The sequence below is a fragment of the Chitiniphilus eburneus genome (genome assembly GCF_005048205.1).
Taxonomy (GTDB): Bacteria; Pseudomonadota; Gammaproteobacteria; order Burkholderiales; family Chitinibacteraceae; genus Chitiniphilus; species Chitiniphilus eburneus.
The window spans coordinates 49,246-70,268 of record NZ_SUMF01000018.1 but is presented as its reverse complement, the minus strand read 5'-3'; the positions used below and the strand labels follow the sequence as shown (position 1 = coordinate 70,268).

Here is a 21,023-nt window from a genome sequence, read left to right as displayed (position 1 = left end):
CTGGCCTGCGCCAGCGGCACCGGCCCGGTTGCCGCGCGCTGGGCCTGGCATCGCTTCAGCAGCCATGCCCGCCAGCACCCGCTGACCATGCACCAGGGCGCCGACGCCGCCACCCAGGCATTCCAGACACTGCGCGAGGCGCGCGCCCACGGCCGCCTCGGCCCCAATCTCGCCGGAGCGATGGCATGGCAATCAGCATGAATCCGATCAAGCGCGCCGCCGCGCTGTTTACCGGCCTGCTGGGCATGGCGCTGCCCGACGGCCTGGGCGCCGCGTCGCAGCCGGCGCAGCCCGTCACCACGCGTGGCAGCGTGGTGATCGAAGGCATCGCCACCCGCCCGGGACGCATCGAACTGCCCTATGTGCTGTACCGCAAGCCCGGTCCGGCACGGCCAACGCTGTTCTTTCTCGGCGGCGGCCCCGGCGTGAGCAACCTGAAGAACGTGCCGCCGGCCGCCTGGCTGGACGATTTCGATGTCGCGGTGCTGGAATATCGCGGCGTCGGCAAATCGTCCATCGTGCTCGATTCGCCACATTTCGGCCGGGGCCTGCGCACGCTGCGCGGCCGGCTGGCGCTGGCCGACACCGCGCCGTTGCAGGCGGCGTACCGCGCCGGCTTCGACGACCTGCGCCGCCAGGGCGTGGCGTTCGACGACTTTTCCATCGACGCGCTGGCCGAAGACCTGGAACGGCTGCGCCAGGCGCTGGACGTGCCGCAGGTCTACCTGGTTGGCCACAGCTTCGGTACCCGCATCGCGCTGGCCTACCAGACCCGCCATCGCGACCGCGTGGCCGGCAGCGTGCTGTTTGCGATGAACACGCCGGGCGGCTTCGTCTGGAACCCGGAGCAGACGCAACAGGTGCTGACGCGCTACGCCGACCATCTGGCGCATCGCGATGGCGAGGCCGCCGCCGCCCTGCGCGAAACGCTGGCGCAGCCCGCCGCGCGGCCGGATCGCTTTCTCGGCGTGCTGCCGGTGAATGATGCCAAGGCGCTGTTCGTTGCCTATTTCATGAGCTTCAACACCTGGACGCGCGACAGCTCGCTGCGTGCGCTGACCGGCGCGCAGCGCGGCGAAGCGGCCCGCTGGTTCCTGTTCTCCGCCTCGTACGACTGGTTCATCCGCTTCGGCTTCAACTGGGCCGATTTCTTCCTCAAGGCCTACGCCACCGACTGCGACGAAGCCGCGATCCAGCGCGTGGACGCCGAAGGGCAGGGCGCCGTATTCCAGAGCCCGTCATCGGTGCTGTTCGCCGGCACCGGCGCCTACACCGCCGCCGGCGGCCGCTGCGCCCCGACCGACTTCACGCCGGACTACCGCAACACGCTGGCGATCAACGGCGAGTTCGATACCACCACGCCGATCGAACGCAAGCCGGCCGAACTGCCGGCCGAGCGCTACATCGTGATCCCCGGCGCCGGCCATGCCGACATCCTTTACCCCGACCTGGGCAGCGCCGCGCGCTGGCTGCGCGGGTTTCTGCTGCACCCGGATCGGGCGGCGCCGCCCGCCACAACGGCACACAAGGCTGGTGATTGCGGGGTGGCAAAGCCCCCGGCAGAGCCGGGCGCGGGCCAGCAGTGGGACGCAGACAACGGCGGCGCTTGTTCCACTTCACTCCCCCCGCCCTCGCCGCCGCGAGGGGGTCTCGCTGCGCTCGGGGGTATGCCGCATGAGCGCGATTGAAATGACGCCGCCTGATTTCCACCCCAACCGATCCACCCAGCCGGAGCTTTCCGTGTCCATCGCCGAATTCCTCGCCCATGCGTTGCAGGCCGGTTCCACCCTGCCCGACGTGCTGGCCGCCCGTGCGGCGCTCGGCCGCCAGGCCATGTATTTCCTCGACCGCGATGGCGTGTCGCGCGCCTTGCCTTATGCCGACCTGTATCGCCACGCCACGCAACTGGCTGCGGTGCTGGCGCGGCAGGGCGTGCGGCCGGGCGATCCGGTGGTGGTGTGTTGTGACGACGAGTACCGGCTGGTGCAATGCCTGTGGGGTGTGTTCCTCGCCGGCGCGGTGGCGGTGCCGCTGGGGGCGCCGCGTAGCTATGCCGCCAGCGACGAGGCCTGGGCCAAGGTGGGCGCGGTGGTGCAGCAATGCGCCGCGCTGGGCGACACCACGCCATTGCTGCTCAGCGATTTGGACCGCACGGCCGTGCGCGGTGCCACGGCCGATCACGTTGCCCATGCGCGCTGGCTGGATGCCGACACGCTGCTGGCGGCCGGCGTTGCCGAGCCAGCGCCCGCCATCCTCCCGCGTATCGATGCCGACGCGCTGGCGCTGCTGATGTATTCGTCGGGCAGCACCGGCGACGCCAAGGGCGTGCGGCTGACGCACCGGCAACTGTTGTGGAACGTCACGCAGATCGCCGAGCGCTCGATGCTGGTCGCCGCCGACCGCTCACTGAGCTGGCTGCCACTGACCCACGACATGGGGCTGGTACTGTTCCACCTGTGCCACGCGCTGGCGGGTATCGACCAGTACAAGACCACGCCGCTTAGCTTTGCCCGCGATCCGGCCGCGTTCCTCGCGCGGATCGAAGCGCACGGTGCCACGCTCACCGGCATGCCCAACTTCGGCTTCGACCAGTTGCTGCGCGCCGGGCGCGCGGGGCGGGGGCCGGCGCCCCGGCTGGAGACGCTGCGGCTGATCTACAACGGCGCCGAGCCGATCGACCCGGCGCTGTGCCGTGATTTCACAGCGCACTTCGCCACCTGCGGGCTGGCCGAGGGCGTGATCAGTCCCGGCTGGGGCATTGCCGAAGCCTGCGTGGTCGCCAGCCAGTTTCCGCAGCCGCAACTGGCCGCGCGCAAGACATTGCCCACGCTGTGGCTGCGCGCCGACAGCCTGCTGGCACCGGGGGGCGCGGTGACGCTGTGCGCCGCCGACACGCCGGGGGCGCGCGAGATCGTCGCGCTCGGCCCGCTGATGCGCGGCATGCGCGCACAGGTGCTGGACGACGACGGCGTGGCGTTGCCACCTGGCCACCTCGGGCATCTGCAACTGGCCGGGCCCAACGTCAGCGCTGGCTATTTTGGCCAGCCGGACCGCGATTGGGTGACCACCGGCGACCTGGGTTTCGTCCACGACGATTGCCTGTATCTGACCGGGCGCGCCAAGGACGTGGTGTTCGTCAACGGCCGCAACCATTTTGCCAACGACCTGGAAACCGCGCTGACGCGTGAGCTGGGCTGGCCCGCCAACCAGATCGCCGTGGTGGGCGCCACCGATCCCGCCACCCGCCGCGAGCGCGTGGTCGTGTTCTTCCGCCAGAGCGCCAGGGCACAGGCCGATGCCGAAGCCGCGCCGCTGCGCGCCGCGCTGGAACGCCTGCTGGCCTACCCGGTGGCTGGCGCCGTCGGCCTGGCTGCGCTACCCAAGACACCCAGCGGCAAGATCCGCCGCTTCGCCTTGCGCCAGGCATTGGAGCACGGCGAGTTCGATGCCGTGCTGGCCGAGGACGTCGCCACCGCGTGCCGCGCGCTGTCGGCCGCCGAATGTGCATTGCTGGACGACGTGCGCGCGCTGCTGCCCGCATTGCCGGCCGAGATCGACCCCGAGCTGTCGCTGGCCCGTCACGGGCTGGATTCGGTGGGCTTCATGCAACTGGCGTTCCGTCTGGGCGAACGGTTGGGTCGTGCGCTACCGCTGGCCGAACTGCTGCGCGCCGGCTCGCTGGCCGGCATCGCTCGCTGGCTGGAGGCGGACGTCGGGGCGCCTGCCTTCGCCGTGCCGATCGAGGCGCCGCGCGTACCGCTCACCGCGCGGCAACGCATGCTCTGGACGGCGTGGCTGTTGCAGCCCGACGCCGCTACCTACCACGAAAGCTATTGGCTGCGCCTGAACGGCGGGATCGACGCCAGTGCGTGGCTGGCCGCCGCGCGCCGCGTCGTCGCCGGGTACGCCATGCTCAACGCCGTGGTGGACGATCGCGCCGAGCCCGCGCTTGCTCATGCGCCGTTGGCCGCCGACATCGCCTGCCTGACGCTGGACGCCGCCGCCGCGCAAGCGGCGCTGGACGAACTCGGCCGCCGCCCCTTCGATCTGCGGCGCGGCCCACTGCTGCGGTTGCGGCTGATCGAATGCGGCGACCAACACCTGCTGGGTGTGACTGCGCACCACCTCATCGTCGATGGCTGGAGCCTGCATCAACTGATTTCGCAGATCCTGGCCGTTGCCACGGGGGCTGACGCGCCCGTGCCCGAGAATGGCTTGTGGTTGCTGGAAGATGCCGCCGTCATCGGCGACTGGCCGGCGCGCCTGGCGGCGGCCGAGCCGGTGCAACTGCCGAGTGACCGGCCGCGCGCCGCGCCCGGGGCGGTCGGTGATTGCCTGAGCGTACCGCCGGCCGCCACGTCGCAGGCGGTGCGCGATTACGCGCAGCGCCACGGCGGCAGCGAATTCGCCGTACTGGCCGCATCGCTGGCGGTGGTGCTCGGCCGGTTGGCGCAGGTGGAAACGCCGTTGCTGGGCACGGTCGCCAGCGGGCGGCATCACCCGGCGTCGGCGCAGCGCATCGGCTATTTCGCCACCACGCTGCCGCTGATCGTGCCATTGCGCACCGGCCAGGATTTCGCCGCGCTGGTGGCGGAACTGGATCGCCAGCGTCCGGCGTTGCTGGGCGGGCAGGTGCCCGACCTGGCCACGCTGGCCGCTGGCGCCGGCGTATCGGCCGATGCTGTGCGTGTGGTCTACGTGCACCAGAACATGCCCGCGCTGGCGTTGCCGGCGGGCATCGACTGCGTGGCGCACGGGCAGCAACGCGCCGATGCGCGTGTCGATCTCACCGTGAGCAGCCAGTGGCGCGACGGCGAGCTGGCGCTGAACTGGGAGTACGACAGCGCGCGTTTTTCCGCCGCGCAGATCGCGGGCTATGCCGAGCTGCATCGCTATGCGCTGTTGCAACTGCTCGGCGCGCCGCAACGACCGCTGGCCGACCTGGACCTGCTGTCGCCGGCGCAACGCGCGTTGTGGCGGCCTTACCAGGACACGCGCCAGCCGGTGGATCATGCGCGCAACGCCGTCGCACGCTTCGAGGCCACCGCCGCCGCGATGCCGGGCCGGACGGCGCTGTCGGACGAACACGCGGAATACCGCTACGGCGCGCTGCGCGAAAAAGTGGATGCGCTGTGCTGGCTATTGCAGGCGCGCGGTGTCCATGCGGGCGATCGCATCGGGCTCTTCACCGCGCGCTCGGCGGATTACCCCATCGCGCTGCTGGCCGTGCTGAAGCTGGGGTTGGTGGCGGTGCCGCTGGACCCGGCCTTGCCCGCCGCACGCCTGGGCGCCATCGTCGAGGACAGCGCGCCCGCGCTGTTGCTGGTCACGCCCGGCATGACGCCGGCGGTGACGGTTCCGACGCTGGCATTCACCGCCGCCACGCTGCGCAGCGATCGGCCGCATCCGGGCCACCCGACCACGCCCGACGATGCCGCCTACCTGATCTTCACCTCCGGCTCCACCGGGCGGCCCAAGGGCGTGCTCGGCACCCAGCGCTGCCTGACCAACCTGATCGACTGGGTGGCGCGCGCCTTCGACTACCGAGCGGGCGAGACGATGTGCCAGTTCGCGCCATTCTCGTTCGACGTATCGCTGGCCGAGATCCTGCCCAGCCTGTGTGCCGGCCTGCATCTGCATGTACTGTCGGACGAGCGCCGCGCCTCGCCGCTGCGCTACCTGGACACCCTGCGCGAGCGCGACGTGCGCATCGCCACCGTCACGCCGGCCTACCTGGCGGTGCTGAACGAAGTGCCCGACGCCTGCCGCGATGGCATGGGCTCGCTGCGGCTGCTGATCCTGGGCGGCGAGGCACTGCGCAGCGACGAAGTGCGCCGCCTGCGCGAGCATAGCCCGCAGGTGAACGTGATGAACGTCTACGGCCCCACTGAGACCACGGTGCTGTCCACCGCGTTGCCGGTACCGGCGCAGCTCGACGCGCGGCCGTGGCAACCGCTGGGGTTGCCCATCGCCAATACCGAAGTCTGGGTGTTGGATGACGCCGGCCGTGTCTGCCCGGCCAGCGTGCCCGGCACGCTGCATATCGGCGGCGACGGCCTCAGCGCCGGCTACTGGTGCGATTCGGCGCGCACGGCGGCGGCCTTCGTCCTGCGCGATCCGGATGGCGCTGGCCCCCGGCCGTTCTACGACACCGGCGACGTGGCGCGGCTGGCGCCGGATGGGCAACTGGATTTCGTCGGCCGCGCCGACAACCAGATCAAGCTGCGCGGCTTCCGCATTGAGCTGGGCGAGATCGAAACCGCGCTGGAGCGCCTGCCGGGCATCGAGCGCGCCGTGGTCAAGGCGCATGCCCGCGATGGCCAGGAGCGCGTGCTGGTGGCGTGGTACACCGGTGTGCCACAGCCACGCGCCGAGCTGGATCGCGCGCTGTGCGCCTGCCTGCCGGCCTATATGGTGCCGTCGCTGTACCAGCACCTGGCGGAGCTGCCGCTCAGCGCCAACCGCAAGGTGGACCGCAACCGCCTGCCGGAGCCGGATTGGGCCGAGGCCGGCGTTGCCGGTGACGGCGCACCGCCACGCGGCGACACCGAAACCGCGCTGGCCGCAATCTGGGCCGAACTGCTGGGTGTGCGCCCGGCCGACCGCGACGCGCATTTCTTCCTGCTCGGCGGCAGCTCGCTCGCCGCCGCGCGGCTGGTGAACCGGGTACGCGACCATTTCGGCCGCCGCCTGGCGCTGCCCGCCGTGCTGCAACACCCCACGTTGGCCGCGCTGGCCGCGCAGATCGATGCCGCACCGGCTGCCGACGACCTGGGGCCCCGCGCCGGGCTGGCGGTGGACGCGCGTTGCGGTCCCGCCACCGATGCGCAGGCACGGATGTACTTCCTCGACCGCGCCCACCCCGGCAGCGCCCTGAACAACATGCCGCTGACGCTGGCGCTCGACGCCGCGCCGGATGCGGCCCGGCTGGCGACTGCCTGGGATGCGCTGGTCGCGCGCCACCCCCTGTTGCGGGCGCGCTTTGCGCTGGATGGCGACGGGCTATCGCTGCGGCTGGACGCGCCGGCACCGACGCTGGAACGGTTGGTCGCCGACGATGCCGCCGCCGAACAGGCATTGCACGACTTCCACCGCCGCGCCTTCGCGCTGGATACCGGTCCGCTGTGGCGCTGCGCGGTGGCCGGGGCGAACGGGCGGTACTGGCTGGCGCTGTCGGTGCATCACGCGGTGGCCGACGGTGTGACGCTGATACGCATGCTGGGCGAACTGGATGCGCTGTATCGCGGCGAAACGCTGCCGCGGGCCGACGCGGTCTCCTACCTGGATTATGCGGCCTGGCAACGCGAGCGGCTGGCGGGCGACTACGGCGTGCAGGCGGCGGCGTTCTGGCGTGAGCCGGCGCGGTTCGCTCCGCCATTGCCGCTGCCGGCGCATGCCGCCGAAGCGGGGCCGGGGCGGCAGACGATGGTGGCGCTGGATGCCGTGCGCAGCGCCCGGCTGGACGCGCTGTGCGCCCGCCACGGCGTCAGCCCCTTCGTATTGGGCCTGGGTTTGTTCTCGCTGGCGCTGGGGCAGCGCTGCGGCAGCGAGCGCTTTGCCGTGGGCATCACCTTCGCCGGCCGCGCGCACGCCGCCGTGGAGCAGATGCCGGGCCTGTTCGTGAACACGCTGCCGCTGGCGTTCGACTGGTCGCCGGCCGAGCGGCTGCCGGCGCTGTTGCAGCGCCTGCGCGAGCGGCTGATGCGGATGCAGGCGTTCGAGGATTACCCGCTTAACCGCGCGATGGCGGCACAGGGCACGCAGACGCTGCCGTTCAACGTGCTGTTCAACGAAGAGGTGCTGCCGGCCCGCCTGCGCTTCGGCGACGCGCCGGCCACGCTGGCACCCATCGGCACCGGCACGGCCAAGTTTCCACTGGTGATCTCGTTCCTGTTCGACGGCGCCGGCTGGCGCTGGCGCATGGAATCGCCGGTTGCCGGCCTGCCGCAGTCGTGGCTGGACGGCCTGCTGGCCGATGTGACGCAACGGGTGGATGCGCTGGATGGCCTGGGCGACGACGCGACGCTGGGCGATCTGGCCATGGCGGATGGCGATCTGCTCGCGCTTTTGGCAACGAACTGAACCGGACGAAACCAACATGGATCTGCAACAAGTAGTGATCGACCTGTTCCAGGAACAGCGCATCGACAAGGCCACCGCCTACCGGCTGCTGGCCGAATGCAGGAAGGCCACGCCTATCGAACCGGTGGCGGAACGGCTGGTGGCCACCGCCCGCCTGCCCGACGCGGGCGGCGACGATATCGCGGCGCTGGTCGCGTGGCTGTTGCTGCTGCAACTGGTGACCGGCAAGTCGGAGCTGGCGTGCGACCACGTCGACCCCGCTGGCGCTGTCGCACTGCGGGTGAGCCTGGATGGGCTGGATGCGGCACAACTGCGCGACGAGCTGGCGACGCAACTGGCACGCGGCGAGGCGCCTGCCGAGGCGGCGCCGTATGCGTGGGTGTCGGCCGATGCCGGCGATACCGCGTCGCGCCTGGTGCGCGCCACGGTGCGCCGGGACGATGGCTGGCGCGTTGAGATCGATGCCGCGCCCGAGCTCGAGGGCGCCACCCGCCACGCCGACTGGCCCGACACGCTGGCGCAGCTTCATCGCGCGCTGGTGGCGCGGCCCGATGCGCCGCTCCATGCGCTGGACAAGCTGCCGACGCGGCATCGCCGCCTGCTGGCCGACTACAACGCGACAGCGATGTACCTGCCGCCGCAACGCACGTTGCCGGCACTGCTGGCGCCGGTGATCGAGCTGGAACACGACGCGGTGGCGGTCGAGACCAGCGCCGGGCGGCTGGACTATGCGCAATACCGCGAGCACGCCTACCGGCTGGCGCACCGCCTGCGCCGGCTGGATGTGGCGCGCAACGAGCGGGTGGCGGTGGTGCTGCGGCGCGGCTGCCTGATGCCGCCGTCGCTGTTCGGCGTGGTCTGTTCCGGTGGTGCCTATGTGCCGCTGGAGCCGGATCTGCCCGCCGACCGGCTGGCCGGCATCCTGGCCGACACCGGCGCGCGCGTGCTGGTGACCGATGCCGATACGCTGCACCAGGGCATCTTGCCGCTGGCCGGTTCGAACATTGCCCACGTGGTCTGCGTCGATGCGTGGCCGCGTCGCCACTACCAGGGCGTGCCGGTGTCGGACGCCGCCGCGCTGGCCACCGAGCCGGCCAGCGTGCCGCGCCCGGTGAACCGGCCGGAAGACCTGTGCTACGTGATCTACACCTCCGGCTCCACCGGCAAGCCCAAGGGCGTGATGATCAGCCACCTGAACATCGTCAACACGCTGATCGGCGTGAACAATGTGTTCAACGTCGGGGGCGACGATCGCATCCTGTGCTTTTCGTCCTACGGTTTCGACTTGTCGGTGTGGGACTTCTTCGGCGCGGCACTGGCCGGTGCCTGCGTGTTCGTGCCCACCAAGGCTGAAACGCGCGATCCGGCCGCGCTGTTGCGCATCCTGCGCGAGTACGGCATCACCGTCTGGGATTCGGTGCCCACCGGCATGAGCCAGTTGCTGTTGCCGCTGGCCGGGAACGCGGACCTGGCCACGCAGGTGGAGACGCTACGGCTGGCGATGCTGAGCGGGGAGTTCATCCCGCTGGCACTGCCCGCCGACATCCGCCGTGCGTTTCCCAATTGCCGCGTCGCCAGCCTGGGCGGCGCCACCGAAGGCACGGTGTGGTCGATCTACCACTACCCGGTGGATGTGGTGGACCCGCGCTGGAAGAGCATTCCCTACGGCCGGCCGTTGCCGAACCAGCGCTTCTACGTGCTGAACGACGACCTGCAACCATGCGCCATCGGTGAGAAGGGCATGCTCTACATCGGTGGTCTGGGCGTGGGGCAGGGGTATTTCGGCGACGCCGAGCGTAGTGCGCGCGCCTTTATCGCCGCGCCATGGCCGAACGAACCGGGTGGGCGCATCTACCGCACCGGCGACCTGGGCGTGATGCGTGCCGATGGCGTGATCGAGATCGCCGGCCGCGCCGACCAGCAGGTGAAGATCAGGGGCTTTCGCGTGGAGCTGGGCGAGGTGGAAAGCCAGCTCAACCAGTTGCCGGGTATCGACCAGGCGGCGGTGATCGTGCGCCAGGAGGCCGACGCCCCGCCCCGGCTGGTGGCGTTCTACGTGAGCCGCCAGGGCGAAATCGCCGCCGACGCGCTACGGCGCCAATTGTCGGCACACCTGCCCGATTACATGATCCCCGCGCAGTTCGCGCATCTGAACCATCCACCGGTGGGCGCCACCGGCAAGCTGGACCGCAAGGCGCTGGCGGCGCTGCGACCGGGCGGCGACGGCGGCCGCGAAGGCATGGGGCTGGACTACGTGGCGCCGCAGGACGACACCGAGCGCCGGCTGGCCGAGGAACTGGCACGCATCATCCGCCTGGAGCGGGTGGGCGTGGACGACGACTTCTTCCTGATCGGGGGCGATTCGCTGCTGGCGTTGCAATACCTGTCGGTCCTGGCGCAACTGGGCTTCGCCGCCAGCCCGCTCGACCTGCAACGCGGCCGCACCATCCGGGGCGTGTTGGCGCGGGTGCGGCGGCTGGACGAATCGGATGCCGCCAGCGACGACGCGCCGGTGGCGCCGGGGCCGATGGGGCGCAAGTTCCTGGAGCGGATGCCGCTGACCGATCGCCAGCACTGGAACCAGTCGCTCGTCATCCGCTTCGATCACCTGCCGCCACCGGTGCGCTTGCAGGCGGCGCTGCAAAGGGTGATCGACCACCATCCGCTACTGCGCGCGCGGCTGGTCGGCGACGAATTGCTGGTCGCGCCGCGCGGCGCGGCTGCCGCGCTGCCCTTGATCGACCTGTCGCGCCAGCCGTTGTGGCGCCGCACCGCCACGTATCGCGCGCAGGTGGAGGCGCTGCAACGCGCGATCCGCTATGACGACGGCCAGCCGTGCCGCGCCGTGCTGATCCGCCTGCGGCCGGATGACGTACGGCTGGTGTGGGTGGCGCACCACCTGATGGTCGATGCGCATTGCTGGCGCGTGATGGTCGAGGATCTGGCCGCCGCATTCCGCGAGCCGGATGCCAGCCTGCTGCGCGCCACGCCATATGCCGCGCACGTGGCGCACGTGGCGGCGCAGACCGAGGCTGCCTGCGATGAACTGGTCACACGTCCGCCGCTGTTGCCGATGGCGCTGCCCGGCAAGGCGTCCGGCCAGCCCGGCCGCGAGCGCGATGCCGCGCTGCTGCCGCTGGCATTGTCGGTGGCCGAAACGCGGCGCGTGTTCCAGTGCCTGCGTCACCCCGGCGCGCCGGCGCTGCACCTGCTGTTGCTGTCCGCATTGTCGGGCGCGCTGAAGGATTGGACCGGCGAGGCCGAGGTGCGCTTCGACGTGGTGTCCAACGGCCGCGAGGTGGACCCGGCCAGCGATCTGTCGCGCACCGTCGGCTGGTTCGCCACGCACAACCCCTACGCCGCGACGGTGGCCGACGATGCGGGTGCATTGCTGGCCGGTACCGCTGTCGCCTGGCGCGCGCACCAGGCGCAGGCGCGTTATTTCGTCGCCGCCTGCAACGCGGCGCGGTCGCGCCCGGATCACCCCTACGCCGGGTATCGCGACCAGGCGCTGCTTTACAACTACCTCGGCGTGTTCGACAGCCTGGACCTGCCCGAAGGCTGGCAGGTGCTGGGCAGTGCCGGCAATGACCGGGGCGGCGACAACCTGCGCACCCACGCGCTGGAACTGGATGCGCTGGTGGCCGGTGGCCGCCTGCGGCTGGGGCTGCGTCACGACGCCGCGTTGCCGCGTCGCCATGCGCGCCGTTTGCTGCGGTTGTTCCGCGGCCGGCTGCTGGCGTTGACGGCGCACCTCGAAGGTACTGGAAACCTGCCGTGATTGGCAGAGCACATCGAGCCCCCGGCAAAGCCGGGTGCGAATGGATGGTGGCGTGCTGGTAACGGCGCTACTTGTTTCAACCCACTCCCCCCGCCCTCGCCGCCGCGAGGGAGCCTCGCAGGCTCGGGGTTTTGAATCGGTGGCTTTGTCCGATTCCTTCATTGCTTCACAGCTTTTTTGAGGAAACACAGATGACCCGAACCAACGAAACGCGCCAGCCCCCGGTGGGCCAGGCGGAGCCGCGCCCGGGCATGTCGCGCCCCGCGGTGGTTGTCCATGGCGTCCACAAGTCGTACCGCAGCGGCACGCTGGATACGCCGGTGCTGCGCGGTGTCGATCTGGTGATCGAGACCGACCAGCTTTCGGTACTGAGCGGGCCGTCCGGCAGTGGCAAGACGACGCTGCTCAACCTGATCGGTTGCATCGACCGGCCGGACCGGGGCGACCTGACCGTGCTGGGGCGGCAGGTGGGCGCGCTGAACGACAATCAGCTCAGCGATTTTCGCCGCGACCACATCGGCTTTGTCTTCCAGAACTTCAACCTGCTTCCGGTGCTGACCGCATATGAGAACGTCGAGTATCCGCTGCTGCTGGCGGGCGTACCCACCGACGAGCGCAAGCGGCGCGTGAAGGCGGCGCTGGACCAGGTGGGGCTGGCGGCGCAACTGCGGCATTACCCCAGCCAGCTCAGCGGCGGCCAGCGCCAGCGCGTTGCCATCGCCCGTGCTTTCGTCAAGGCGCCGGCGCTGATCCTGGCCGACGAGCCCACCGCCAATCTGGATTCGGAGAATGGTGCCGCCATCGTGGCGCTGATGCGCACGCTGCAACGCCAGCACAACGTGGCGTTCGTCATCTCGTCGCACGACCCGCAACTGAAGGCGCATGCCGACCGGGTCTATCCGATCCGCGACGGCCGGCTGCTGCCGCCCGAAGCGACCCCCGTTCGCGCCGAAATCGCTGCGCCCAGCCTCGTTTGATTCTTTAAGGAATTAGCCATCATGTTTTCCCTGAATTCGCTGGCGCTGCCGCTGCGCAATGTGATGCGCAACCGACGCCGCACCCTCGTCACACTGATCACGCTGATCGTGGGCGAGATCGCGCTGCTGATTTTCGGCGGCTACGCCAACGCCGTGGTGGACGGCATGCAGACCGGCATCGTGCAGCAGATCGGCCATTTGCAGATCCAGCGCAAGAACTACTTCCTGCTCGGTACCGGCTCGCCTATGGACTACGGCATCGCCGATTACCGCAAGGTGATCGCGGCGGTGGAGGCCGATCCGCAGCTCAAGAACATGGTCAAGGTGACCACGCCGCTGCTCCAGTTGCAGGGCATTGCCGGCGATTTCAATCGTGGCGTGTCGCGCACCGTGGCCGGCTATGGCTATGTGGCGGCCGACCAGAACCGCATGCGCGAATGGAACGAGTACCGCTTCCCGATCGAGCCGAAGAAGATCGCGTTGCCGGAAGGGCAGTCGGACGTGGTGTCGCTGGGTATCGGCGTGGCGCGCACGCTGCGGCTGTGCGATGCGCTGACCGTGCCCAATTGCCCCAAGGGCGAGGTGGCGGACAAGAATCCGGGCGGTAAGGCGATGCCGGACGATATCGGCGCGCTGACCGAACTGGAGGCCGCGTCGCCCAATCTGCCAGCCAGCGACGGCCAGCCCCGGCTGGATGTGCTGGCGGCCACCGCCAACGGTGCGCCCAATGTGATCAACGCGCGTGTCGCGGCGGCGGAAAGCCTGGGCGTAAAGGAAATCGACGACAGCTATATGGCAATGCCACTGGAGATGGCGCAGCAACTGGTCTACGGCCGCGATACGCCGCAGGTGACCTCCATCGTGCTGCAACTGCGCAGCACTGCCGATATCGACACTGTGCGGGCGCGGCTGACGCGGATCATCCAGGACCATGGCTGGGACCTGGAGGTACTGGACTACCGCACGCTGTTCCCGGCCTATGACCAGACGCGCGGGCTGTTCGCGTCCATCTTCGGCTTCATCCTGCTGTTGATCGGCACCATCGTGCTGTTCAGTGTGGCCAACACCATGAGTACGGTGGTGATGGAGCGCACGGTGGAGATCGGCACGTTGCGCTCGATGGGCATGCGCCGCGCCGGCATTGCCCGGCAGTTCCTCAGCGAGGGGCTGATCATCGGCACGCTGGGCACGGTGCTGGGCTGCGGCCTGGCGGTGCTGTGCGCGCTGGCGATCAACTCGGCCGGCTTCACCTGGACCCCGCCCAACTCAATCGAGAAGATCCCGCTGGTGGTGCACATGTTCAATACCCCGGACCTGATCGTCGGCTCGGTGGCGGCGCTGCTGCTGCTGGCCGCAATCTCCAGCCTGCTGCCGGCCTACCGCGCCGCGCGCATTCCTGTTGTGGAGGCTTTACGTCATGTGTAGGAACCGAATTGCTTTGGCTTTATTGATGGCCACCTGCGCACTGCCCGCCCTCGCCAACGTCAAGGTCGAGCAGATCCTGGCGGCGTCGGATGCGATCCGTAATCCGGCGGTGCCGTTCACCATCAACATCCAGCTCACCGAGTACCGCAACAAGAAAGTGGAGCAGGAGGGCTATCTGTCCACCTACGCCAAGATGAACCCGGAGCGCGGGCAGTACGACACGCTGGTGCGCATCGTCCAGCCGCCGCGCGATACCGGGAAGATGATGCTGAAGAACGGCAACGAGATCTGGTTCTACGATCCGGCCACCAAGGCAGGCATGCGCATTTCGCCGCAGCAGCGCTTGCTGGGGCAGGCGTCCAACGGCGACGTGGCGACGGTCAACCTGGCGCGCGATTACCGCGCCGAACTGGCCGGCGAGGAGACGGTGGCCGATGGCGAGCGCAAGCCGCGCAACAGCTACCGGCTGAAGCTCACCGCCAACAACGCCTCCGTGTCGTATCACGCCATCGACTACTGGGTGGAGCAGGGCACAAACCGGCCGATCAAGGCGGCATTCTTTTCCGAGTCGGGCCGCCTGCTGAAGACCGCCTATTACCGGCGCTACGAAAGCCAGCTCGGCCAGGAGCGTCCGACCGAGACGGTGATCATCGACGGTGTGGACCCGCAGCGCGTGACGGTGATGCGCTACCTGAATTACCAGGCCAAGGACATCCCGGATGCCTGGCTGGAGCGTAGCGGCCTGGCGCAAGTCAAGGACTAGGGCGTGTCGTCACCTGTTTCACGGCAGCGCTAGGCCGCCACCGGCCCGGTGGCTTTTACAGATTGCCTTTCCCATTGAATTGGCCCGCGAGCCCCCTTCCAGGCGGCCCGCGTGGCCCCACCCTTGCCCAAAGGAACCCCCATGGATGCCAATTCCTTCATCGAATTCCTCAACAAGCCGTTCCGTGAACGCCTCGCCACGCACTACGCCTTCTATCAGGCCGAGCTGGAAAAGGGCTTCATGACCGGCCGCATGGGCGATGCGCCCGTCGACCGCCGCATGGCCTACAAGGATCTGTTCAGCGACACCTTCCGCGAAGTGCTGGTGTTCGGCTCCAACAGCTATCTCAACCTGGGCAACCATCCCTACGTGCTGGACCGCGTGTGCGACGCGGTGCGCCAGTACGGCACCGGTACTGGCGGCTCGCCCGCGTTCTCTGGCTATACCCGCCAGCACCGCGACCTGGAGCAGCGCCTGGCGGCGCTGGCCGGACACGAGGACGCGCTGCTGCTGCCGTCCGGCTACATGGCCAACCTGTGCTGGGTGAACGGGCTGATGACGCGGCAGGACATCCTGCTCTACGACAAGCACAGCCACGCCAGCGTGATCAACGCGATCAAGATGACCGGGGTGCAGTTCTTCCCGTATGACCCGGACAACCTGCCGGCGCTGGAAAAGCTGATTGCCGAGCTGCGCGCACGGCCGGGTAGCCCGCAACTATTTGCCACCGTGGAAGGCGTGCGTTCCACCGACGGCAGCGTGATCCAGCTCCGCACGCTGCTCGACCTGTGCAAATGCAACGACATCTTCGTGATCCTGGACGACGCCCACGGTCTGGGGGTGCTGGGCGAGCGCGGCTGGGGCACGCTGGAACACCTGGACCTGCTGGGCCAGGTGGACATGCGCATGTCCACCTGCAGCAAGGCGCTGGGCGCACAGGGCGCCTGGGTATCGGGCAGCCGCGAGGCGATCTTCTACCTGCGCTCCTACGCCAAGCCATATGTCTTCACCACGGCGCTGGCGCAAACCACCGTCGCCACCATCTCCGCCGCGCTGGACGTGATGGAGCGCGAACCGGAACGCCGCCGCGCCGTGCATGCCAACCGTCGCTACCTGACGCAACAACTGCGCACCGCCGGCTTTACCGTGGGCGATTCCGACACAGGCATCGTGCCGGTCTATCTGCCCGATGGCGTGGCGGGTCGCTTCAACCGCGCGCTCTACGAACAGGGACTGTTCGTCAACGTGATGGAATACCCGATGGTGGCGCCGGGTGCCGAACGGTTGCGCTTCTCGCTGATGGCGCAGCACACGCGCGACGACATCGACCGTGCGGTGGCCATCGTGACGGAAACCGCCAGGGCGTTCGGGCTGGTGCTGGCGCAGCCAACGGCGGCGCGTGGCGAGCCGGTTGCGGCGTGAGGCCCCGATGAGCGCGATACAGGAAGCGCCCGAGCAGGTTTCGGCATTGCTGGACGATTTTCTCCAGCAGGTGCCGCCCGATCTCGACGGCAGGGTGGACAGCCTGGAGACGCTGCGGCGGCTGGGGCTGGCCGATGACGGCGCGGCACCATGCTGGGAGACGCTGCTGCCGGGCGAGTGGTTCGCGCTGTTGCGTGGCCTGGGCTGCCGCGCCCCGGCACTGGCTTCGGCATTGCTGGCGTTGCGCTGGGCGACGTCGTGCGCGGCCGAGGCGGTGAGCCCGGATGCGCCCGACGCGCCCGAGGCCGAGTGCCATCTGCTGCTGCCGGCTCCCCCAGCGCAGGCGCCGGCCTGGCGTTTCGTGGCGCATGGCTGGATCGGCCAGGCGTCGACCGGTGCGCTGACCGGCCTGGCGCAGATGGGCGGCTTGTACGGCGTACGCGTCGCGGCGCACCGCGTGACGTGGTTGCGTCCGCAAACCCAGGCAGAAGCGCGCGCACGATTTTGCGATCTGCTGGCCCTCAACGGCGGCATCCTGTGGCGGCTGCTGGATCGCACGGTGGAACACGTGACGGAGCGCCCGCTGTTCGGGCGTTGTCTGATCGACTTCCCCGCCATCCAGTTACGCCTGTCGGCGTTGCAGTTGCGGGTACTGGCGGCGGAGGAAGTGGCCGAACTGCTGGCGCGGCAACCATCGGGCGCGTTGCGCGCGCAGTGGTGGCGCGAACTGAACGCGATCCGTATCGAGGCCCAGCAGCTTTGTGGCGGTACCGGCTATATGCGCGAGTCGGCATTTGCCCAGACGTTGCGCTGGCATGAGTGGGGCGAACTGCTGTTACGCCAGTGTGCGCATGCAGAGCAGGGCGGGCCCGCCGGCGAGGTGATGCACGCGGCGTTGCGCGAGCGGGTGCGGCGCCGGCTGGCGCAGTCCTGCGGCCCGGACGCTGGGCTGGCCACGCGCTGGATGCCGGCGTGAGCGGGAAGGGGCTGGCACCCCAGGGAAGGGAGAAGAGGGAAGGGGCAATGGCAGGTCAAAAGCCACCCGGCTGGCGCTGCGGCCCGGCTTTTACCCTTCCCCCTTCCCCGCCAAACCCTTCCCACCAGAACAGGAGCAGTACCCCATGCATGTCACCCCGGATAACAACGTGGCGCCCGGTATCTGGCTGGGCCATGTGGCGACGCTGGATGCGCTGGTGCGACGCGCGGCGGAACGGGCGGTGCTGCCGACGCACGAGCTGGCGACGGCGGCGCGTTATCGCACTCCGCAGAGTGCACTACAGTTTCTGGCGGGGCGCTTGCTGGCGCGACAGGCGTTGAGCGCGGTCAGTGGTTGCCGTGCGGGCGCGTTGCACTTCGAGCCCGATGCCCATGGCAAGCCCACGGCCTGGCTGGATGGCGCACCGCTGCCCTGGCACTTCAATCTGTCGCACAGTCACGGGCTGGTAGCCTGCGGCGTTGCCGCGCAGCCGATCGGCATCGACCTGGAACCACATCGGCGCGCGCTGGCGCACCATGCTATCGCGGCTTCGTATTTTTCGGTGCCCGAGGCGGACTGGATCGCCGCTGCGCCGGCCCGTGGGCTACGGCGCTTCACGGCATTGTGGACCTTGAAGGAAGCCTTTCTCAAAGCGACGGGCACCGGGTTGTCGGCGCCGTTGAACGAGGTGGCGCTGAGCGACTTCCGCCCCGGGCATTGCGCGGCCAGCAGCCCGGCCACCACGCCGGAACGCTGGCACTGCCGCATCGCCAGCCTGCCGCAAGGCTTCTGGCTGGCTACCTGCCAGCCGCAGGCATTCGCGCGGCCGACGGTGCGGTGGGTGGGGAACCAAGGCTGAACGGTGACGACTCAGGCCAGCGCGGGTGCGCCGTGCGTCATCAGGCTGGCTGCCCGGTGCAGGGTCGGCCTGATGTCGAAACGACCGTACGGGTAGGTGGACGGGGTACGGACGCTGGTGATGCGGTGCTCGGGGACGGGAATGGAGCAGGCAAAGATCGGCGAGCCGTCCACGCGGATCGGCGGGCCGATGCGATGGGCGCGGAACCCTGCCTTGCGCAGCAGGCGCTCCACCCCGAGCGGCGACACGGAGACGATGCGCCGCGCGCCGCGTGCGCCGGCACACGCCAGCGCGGCATTCAGCAGTTCGATGGCGACCGGGGACGATACCTGGCTCAGCGGCGAACAGTCGGGCTGATCGAAATCCATCGCGGCGAAGCGGGATAGCTCCCATACCTCGGGTGAGGCGGGCGCCGGCATGGCGTTGAGCAGTTCCGGGAAGACTTCCGCCAGCAGATAAGGGCGGGTGGTGGGCAGCAGCCGCGCCGTGCCGACGACGTTACCTTCGTCGTTGCGCGCCAGGACGTACAGCGTGTCTTCGCGGTCGAACTGGTCGTATTCCAGCGCGTTCTCGCACGGCAGGTTCCAACCCAGTTTTTCGATGAAGACCCGATGGCGATAGCGCGCCATCTCGGTCATGAGACCCGACTTCAAGTCGGTGGCAGTGCCTACGATGAAGTTCACCTCGACCCCTTTGAAGATGAAAGAGAACGAGGTGGATTAAACGACTGTATGAGGTTTTCTTGCGACTACCATATCTGGTAGTTAAGGCTGGCTTACGAAAAAACGGCATTGCAACGCCGTTTTGTCAGCCACCGTGGGTCAGTTGTAGCAGTCGTTGATGACGGCGGGAACCAGCTCTTTCCACGGCAGGGAGTCGGCCACCATCGCCAGCGCTTCCAGGTTGCGCTCCCACGACGCCACGTTGCCGCCTTCGTTGATCAGGCAGACATTGCTGCGCACTTCGCCCACGCGCAGCAGGGCGGAACCACGGAATACCGGGCGGATGCACCAGTCCCAGCCCAGCGAAACCGCGGGTTGCGACGTGCTCACCCACTCGGTGTAGCCCGAGATATAGGTCATGCCACCACAGACGCCATGCTCGGTCGCGCCCTCGTGATCCAGGCCCGAAAGCAGGTGCTGCAACCGCAGCGACAGCAGTTCGTCGATGGACAGATGAATGAGGCCGTCCTCGGAAGTTTTCATTTGATCTTGGCGGAAAAGTTGACGGTGCATACCGTGATCAGGCGGAAATCATATCCATTTCCAAATGCCGGATGAAAGATGGCGATGCCCCTAAATGACAAATATTCATAAGGGCGCCATTCGCAACCGCTGAATGGCATGGGTCCCGCTTGTCGCGAAAAGTTTCGGCACGCTGGTCATGCGGCGGGCGAAGCCGGCCGGAGGGCGGGTTTTGCGCCGCTGGTCCGGTCAGGGTGGCCGACGCCGGGGCTTAATGGATTTCAAATGGAGAAATACCCTGTTCGCATGATTTCGCGGCGCAGCCGATTACGCTAGATTGTCGGCGCCTCTTCCCCGGCTGAACCCGTGAATCCATTCCGCCTGCCCGATACGGGCGCCCTGCTGATGTTGTCCATGCTGCTGCATGCCACGCTTGCGGGAATGATGTTGCTGATCTGGCGCACGCGACGCGTGTTCGCCGGCTTCGGCATCTGGGTGGTCGCCGATCTGGCGGCGGCGGTCGGGCTTTTCCTTGTGCTGCTGGCGCAGACCGGGTGGGCCGGTCGCTTACCGGTGCTGCTCGCCATGCCGCTGATCCTGGCGGCGCCGCTCTGCGTGGAGTGGGGCCTGCGTTCCGCGCTGGGTTATCAGCCACGACGTGCGCTGCCGGCGATGGCGATCCATTACGTGCTGGCCTACCTGGGCTGGCTGGTGGTGGTGCTGGGGGAGCTGGGTGCCGGCTGGCGGGTGTTCGCGTTCAGTATGGCGCTCGCGTCGCTGTGTCTGCGGGTGATCTCGCTACTGCTGACCGACCGCCAGGCGCGGCGCAACGTGGCGCTGGGGATGATTGCCTATGCGCACCTGTTGTTTTGCGTGCTCAACGTGGTGCACGGCGTGAACGCGGTGTTGACGCTGGCGCCGGACGCCAGCCCGATCCGCGACGACCCGTGGTTTCCCTTCGTCATTCTGGCCACGGTGCTGGCGATGCTGGCGCGCGACATGAGCTTCCTGGTGTTCACGCACGAGCAGGTGGAGGGCGAACTGCGGCGCTCGCAGGTGGAGCTGGAGCGGCTGGCCAATGAGGATGTGCTCACTGGTCTGCCCAACCGGCGCTATTTCGAGGCCACCTTTCCCCGCTTGCAGGCACTGGCACTGCGCGCGGCCCAGCCGCAGACGCTGCTGGTGTTCGACGTGGACGACTTCAAGGCGGTGAACGACAGCCAGGGTCATCTCGGCGGCGACCGGGTGCTGTGCGCCGTGGCCCAGGCGGTGCGCGATACCTTGCGCGAAGGCGACCTCGCCACCCGGCTGGGAGGCGATGAGTTTGCACTGTTGCTCCATGATTGCTCCGAGGCGGGCGCCGAGATCGTGGCGGAACGGCTGAAACAGCACATTGCCCTGCATACCGGCATGCTGGAAATGCCGGTCACTGTCAGTATCGGTCATACGGCCGTGGCGCCATCCGAAGTGTTAACCGCTGCTTATCAACGCGCCGACGAAGCCAGCTACGTCAGCAAACGGAGCCGGCCCTGAAATCGGGGCGGTTGGTTTGCA

General features: G+C 68.7%; 13 protein-coding genes. 11 read left to right on the top strand and 2 right to left on the bottom strand.

Features of this window, described 5'->3' with window-relative positions:
* From FAZ21_RS20330 to FAZ21_RS14185, 10 genes are all read left to right on the top strand, one after another.
* The coding region (locus FAZ21_RS20330) for a hypothetical protein (RefSeq protein ID WP_169307409.1) at positions 1-201 on the top strand (201 nt) is incomplete at its 5' end.
* Positions 186-1,688: an alpha/beta hydrolase gene (locus FAZ21_RS14225; protein ID WP_136774108.1), complete on the top strand. Its 1,503-nt coding sequence runs from the start codon at positions 186-188 to the stop codon at positions 1,686-1,688. The genes FAZ21_RS20330 and FAZ21_RS14225, both read left to right, overlap by 16 nt.
* Positions 1,675-8,082: a non-ribosomal peptide synthetase gene (locus FAZ21_RS14220; protein WP_169307408.1), complete on the top strand. Its 6,408-nt coding sequence runs from the start codon at positions 1,675-1,677 to the stop codon at positions 8,080-8,082. The genes FAZ21_RS14225 and FAZ21_RS14220 overlap by 14 nt, the downstream gene beginning before the upstream one ends.
* A gap of 16 nt (positions 8,083-8,098) precedes the next feature.
* Entirely contained in the window at positions 8,099-11,863 is a 3,765-nt protein-coding gene (locus FAZ21_RS14215; RefSeq protein WP_169307407.1) for a non-ribosomal peptide synthetase, read from the top strand.
* A 191-nt stretch (positions 11,864-12,054) separates the two neighbouring features.
* Complete coding sequence (locus FAZ21_RS14210) at positions 12,055-12,840, top strand: ABC transporter ATP-binding protein (protein ID WP_136774105.1); 786 nt, start codon at positions 12,055-12,057, stop codon at positions 12,838-12,840.
* A 21-nt stretch (positions 12,841-12,861) separates the two neighbouring features.
* Positions 12,862-14,265: an ABC transporter permease gene (locus FAZ21_RS14205; protein ID WP_136774104.1), complete on the top strand. Its 1,404-nt coding sequence runs from the start codon at positions 12,862-12,864 to the stop codon at positions 14,263-14,265.
* Positions 14,266-14,290: 25 nt separating this feature from the next.
* Positions 14,291-15,028 carry an outer membrane lipoprotein-sorting protein gene (locus tag FAZ21_RS14200; protein ID WP_246038660.1) on the top strand — a complete coding sequence of 246 codons (738 nt, stop codon included), beginning with the start codon at positions 14,291-14,293 and terminating at the stop codon, positions 15,026-15,028.
* A 141-nt stretch (positions 15,029-15,169) separates the two neighbouring features.
* Entirely contained in the window at positions 15,170-16,450 is a 1,281-nt protein-coding gene (locus FAZ21_RS14195; protein WP_136774102.1) for an aminotransferase class I/II-fold pyridoxal phosphate-dependent enzyme, read from the top strand.
* Between the two features lie 7 nt (positions 16,451-16,457).
* Positions 16,458-17,426, top strand: coding sequence for an acyl-CoA dehydrogenase family protein (locus FAZ21_RS14190; RefSeq protein ID WP_136774101.1), 969 nt, complete (start codon positions 16,458-16,460; stop codon positions 17,424-17,426).
* A gap of 145 nt (positions 17,427-17,571) precedes the next feature.
* Positions 17,572-18,285, top strand: a complete 714-nt coding sequence (locus FAZ21_RS14185; protein WP_136774100.1) for a 4'-phosphopantetheinyl transferase family protein — start codon at positions 17,572-17,574, stop codon at positions 18,283-18,285.
* 11 nt (positions 18,286-18,296) lie between these two features.
* Here the strand turns inward: FAZ21_RS14185 and FAZ21_RS14180 are convergent, their stop codons facing one another.
* Together FAZ21_RS14180 and FAZ21_RS14175 are read right to left on the bottom strand one after the other, a co-directional pair.
* Complete coding sequence (locus FAZ21_RS14180) at positions 18,297-18,968, bottom strand: acyl-homoserine-lactone synthase (RefSeq protein WP_281279781.1); 672 nt, start codon at positions 18,966-18,968, stop codon at positions 18,297-18,299.
* Between the two features lie 138 nt (positions 18,969-19,106).
* Positions 19,107-19,490 carry a DUF4902 domain-containing protein gene (locus FAZ21_RS14175; RefSeq protein WP_169307406.1) on the bottom strand — a complete coding sequence of 128 codons (384 nt, stop codon included), beginning with the start codon at positions 19,488-19,490 and terminating at the stop codon, positions 19,107-19,109.
* A gap of 345 nt (positions 19,491-19,835) precedes the next feature.
* Here FAZ21_RS14175 and FAZ21_RS14170 point away from each other — a divergent pair, with 345 nt between their 5' ends.
* The gene (locus FAZ21_RS14170; protein ID WP_136774098.1) at positions 19,836-21,002 is read left to right on the top strand and encodes a GGDEF domain-containing protein; all 1,167 of its coding nucleotides are present in this window, start codon (positions 19,836-19,838) and stop codon (positions 21,000-21,002) included.
* The last annotated feature ends 21 nt before the right edge of the window (positions 21,003-21,023 follow it).

Coding starts and splice junctions, on each gene's coding strand:
- FAZ21_RS14225 (WP_136774108.1), top strand. CDS start 186: ATGGCAATCAGCATGAATCCGATCAAGCGCGCCGCCGCGCTGTTTACC.
- FAZ21_RS14220 (WP_169307408.1), top strand. CDS start 1,675: ATGAGCGCGATTGAAATGACGCCGCCTGATTTCCACCCCAACCGATCC.
- FAZ21_RS14215 (WP_169307407.1), top strand. CDS start 8,099: ATGGATCTGCAACAAGTAGTGATCGACCTGTTCCAGGAACAGCGCATC.
- FAZ21_RS14210 (WP_136774105.1), top strand. CDS start 12,055: ATGACCCGAACCAACGAAACGCGCCAGCCCCCGGTGGGCCAGGCGGAG.
- FAZ21_RS14205 (WP_136774104.1), top strand. CDS start 12,862: ATGTTTTCCCTGAATTCGCTGGCGCTGCCGCTGCGCAATGTGATGCGC.
- FAZ21_RS14200 (WP_246038660.1), top strand. CDS start 14,291: ATGGCCACCTGCGCACTGCCCGCCCTCGCCAACGTCAAGGTCGAGCAG.
- FAZ21_RS14195 (WP_136774102.1), top strand. CDS start 15,170: ATGGATGCCAATTCCTTCATCGAATTCCTCAACAAGCCGTTCCGTGAA.
- FAZ21_RS14190 (WP_136774101.1), top strand. CDS start 16,458: ATGAGCGCGATACAGGAAGCGCCCGAGCAGGTTTCGGCATTGCTGGAC.
- FAZ21_RS14185 (WP_136774100.1), top strand. CDS start 17,572: ATGCATGTCACCCCGGATAACAACGTGGCGCCCGGTATCTGGCTGGGC.
- FAZ21_RS14175 (WP_169307406.1), bottom strand. CDS start 19,490: ATGAAAACTTCCGAGGACGGCCTCATTCATCTGTCCATCGACGAACTG.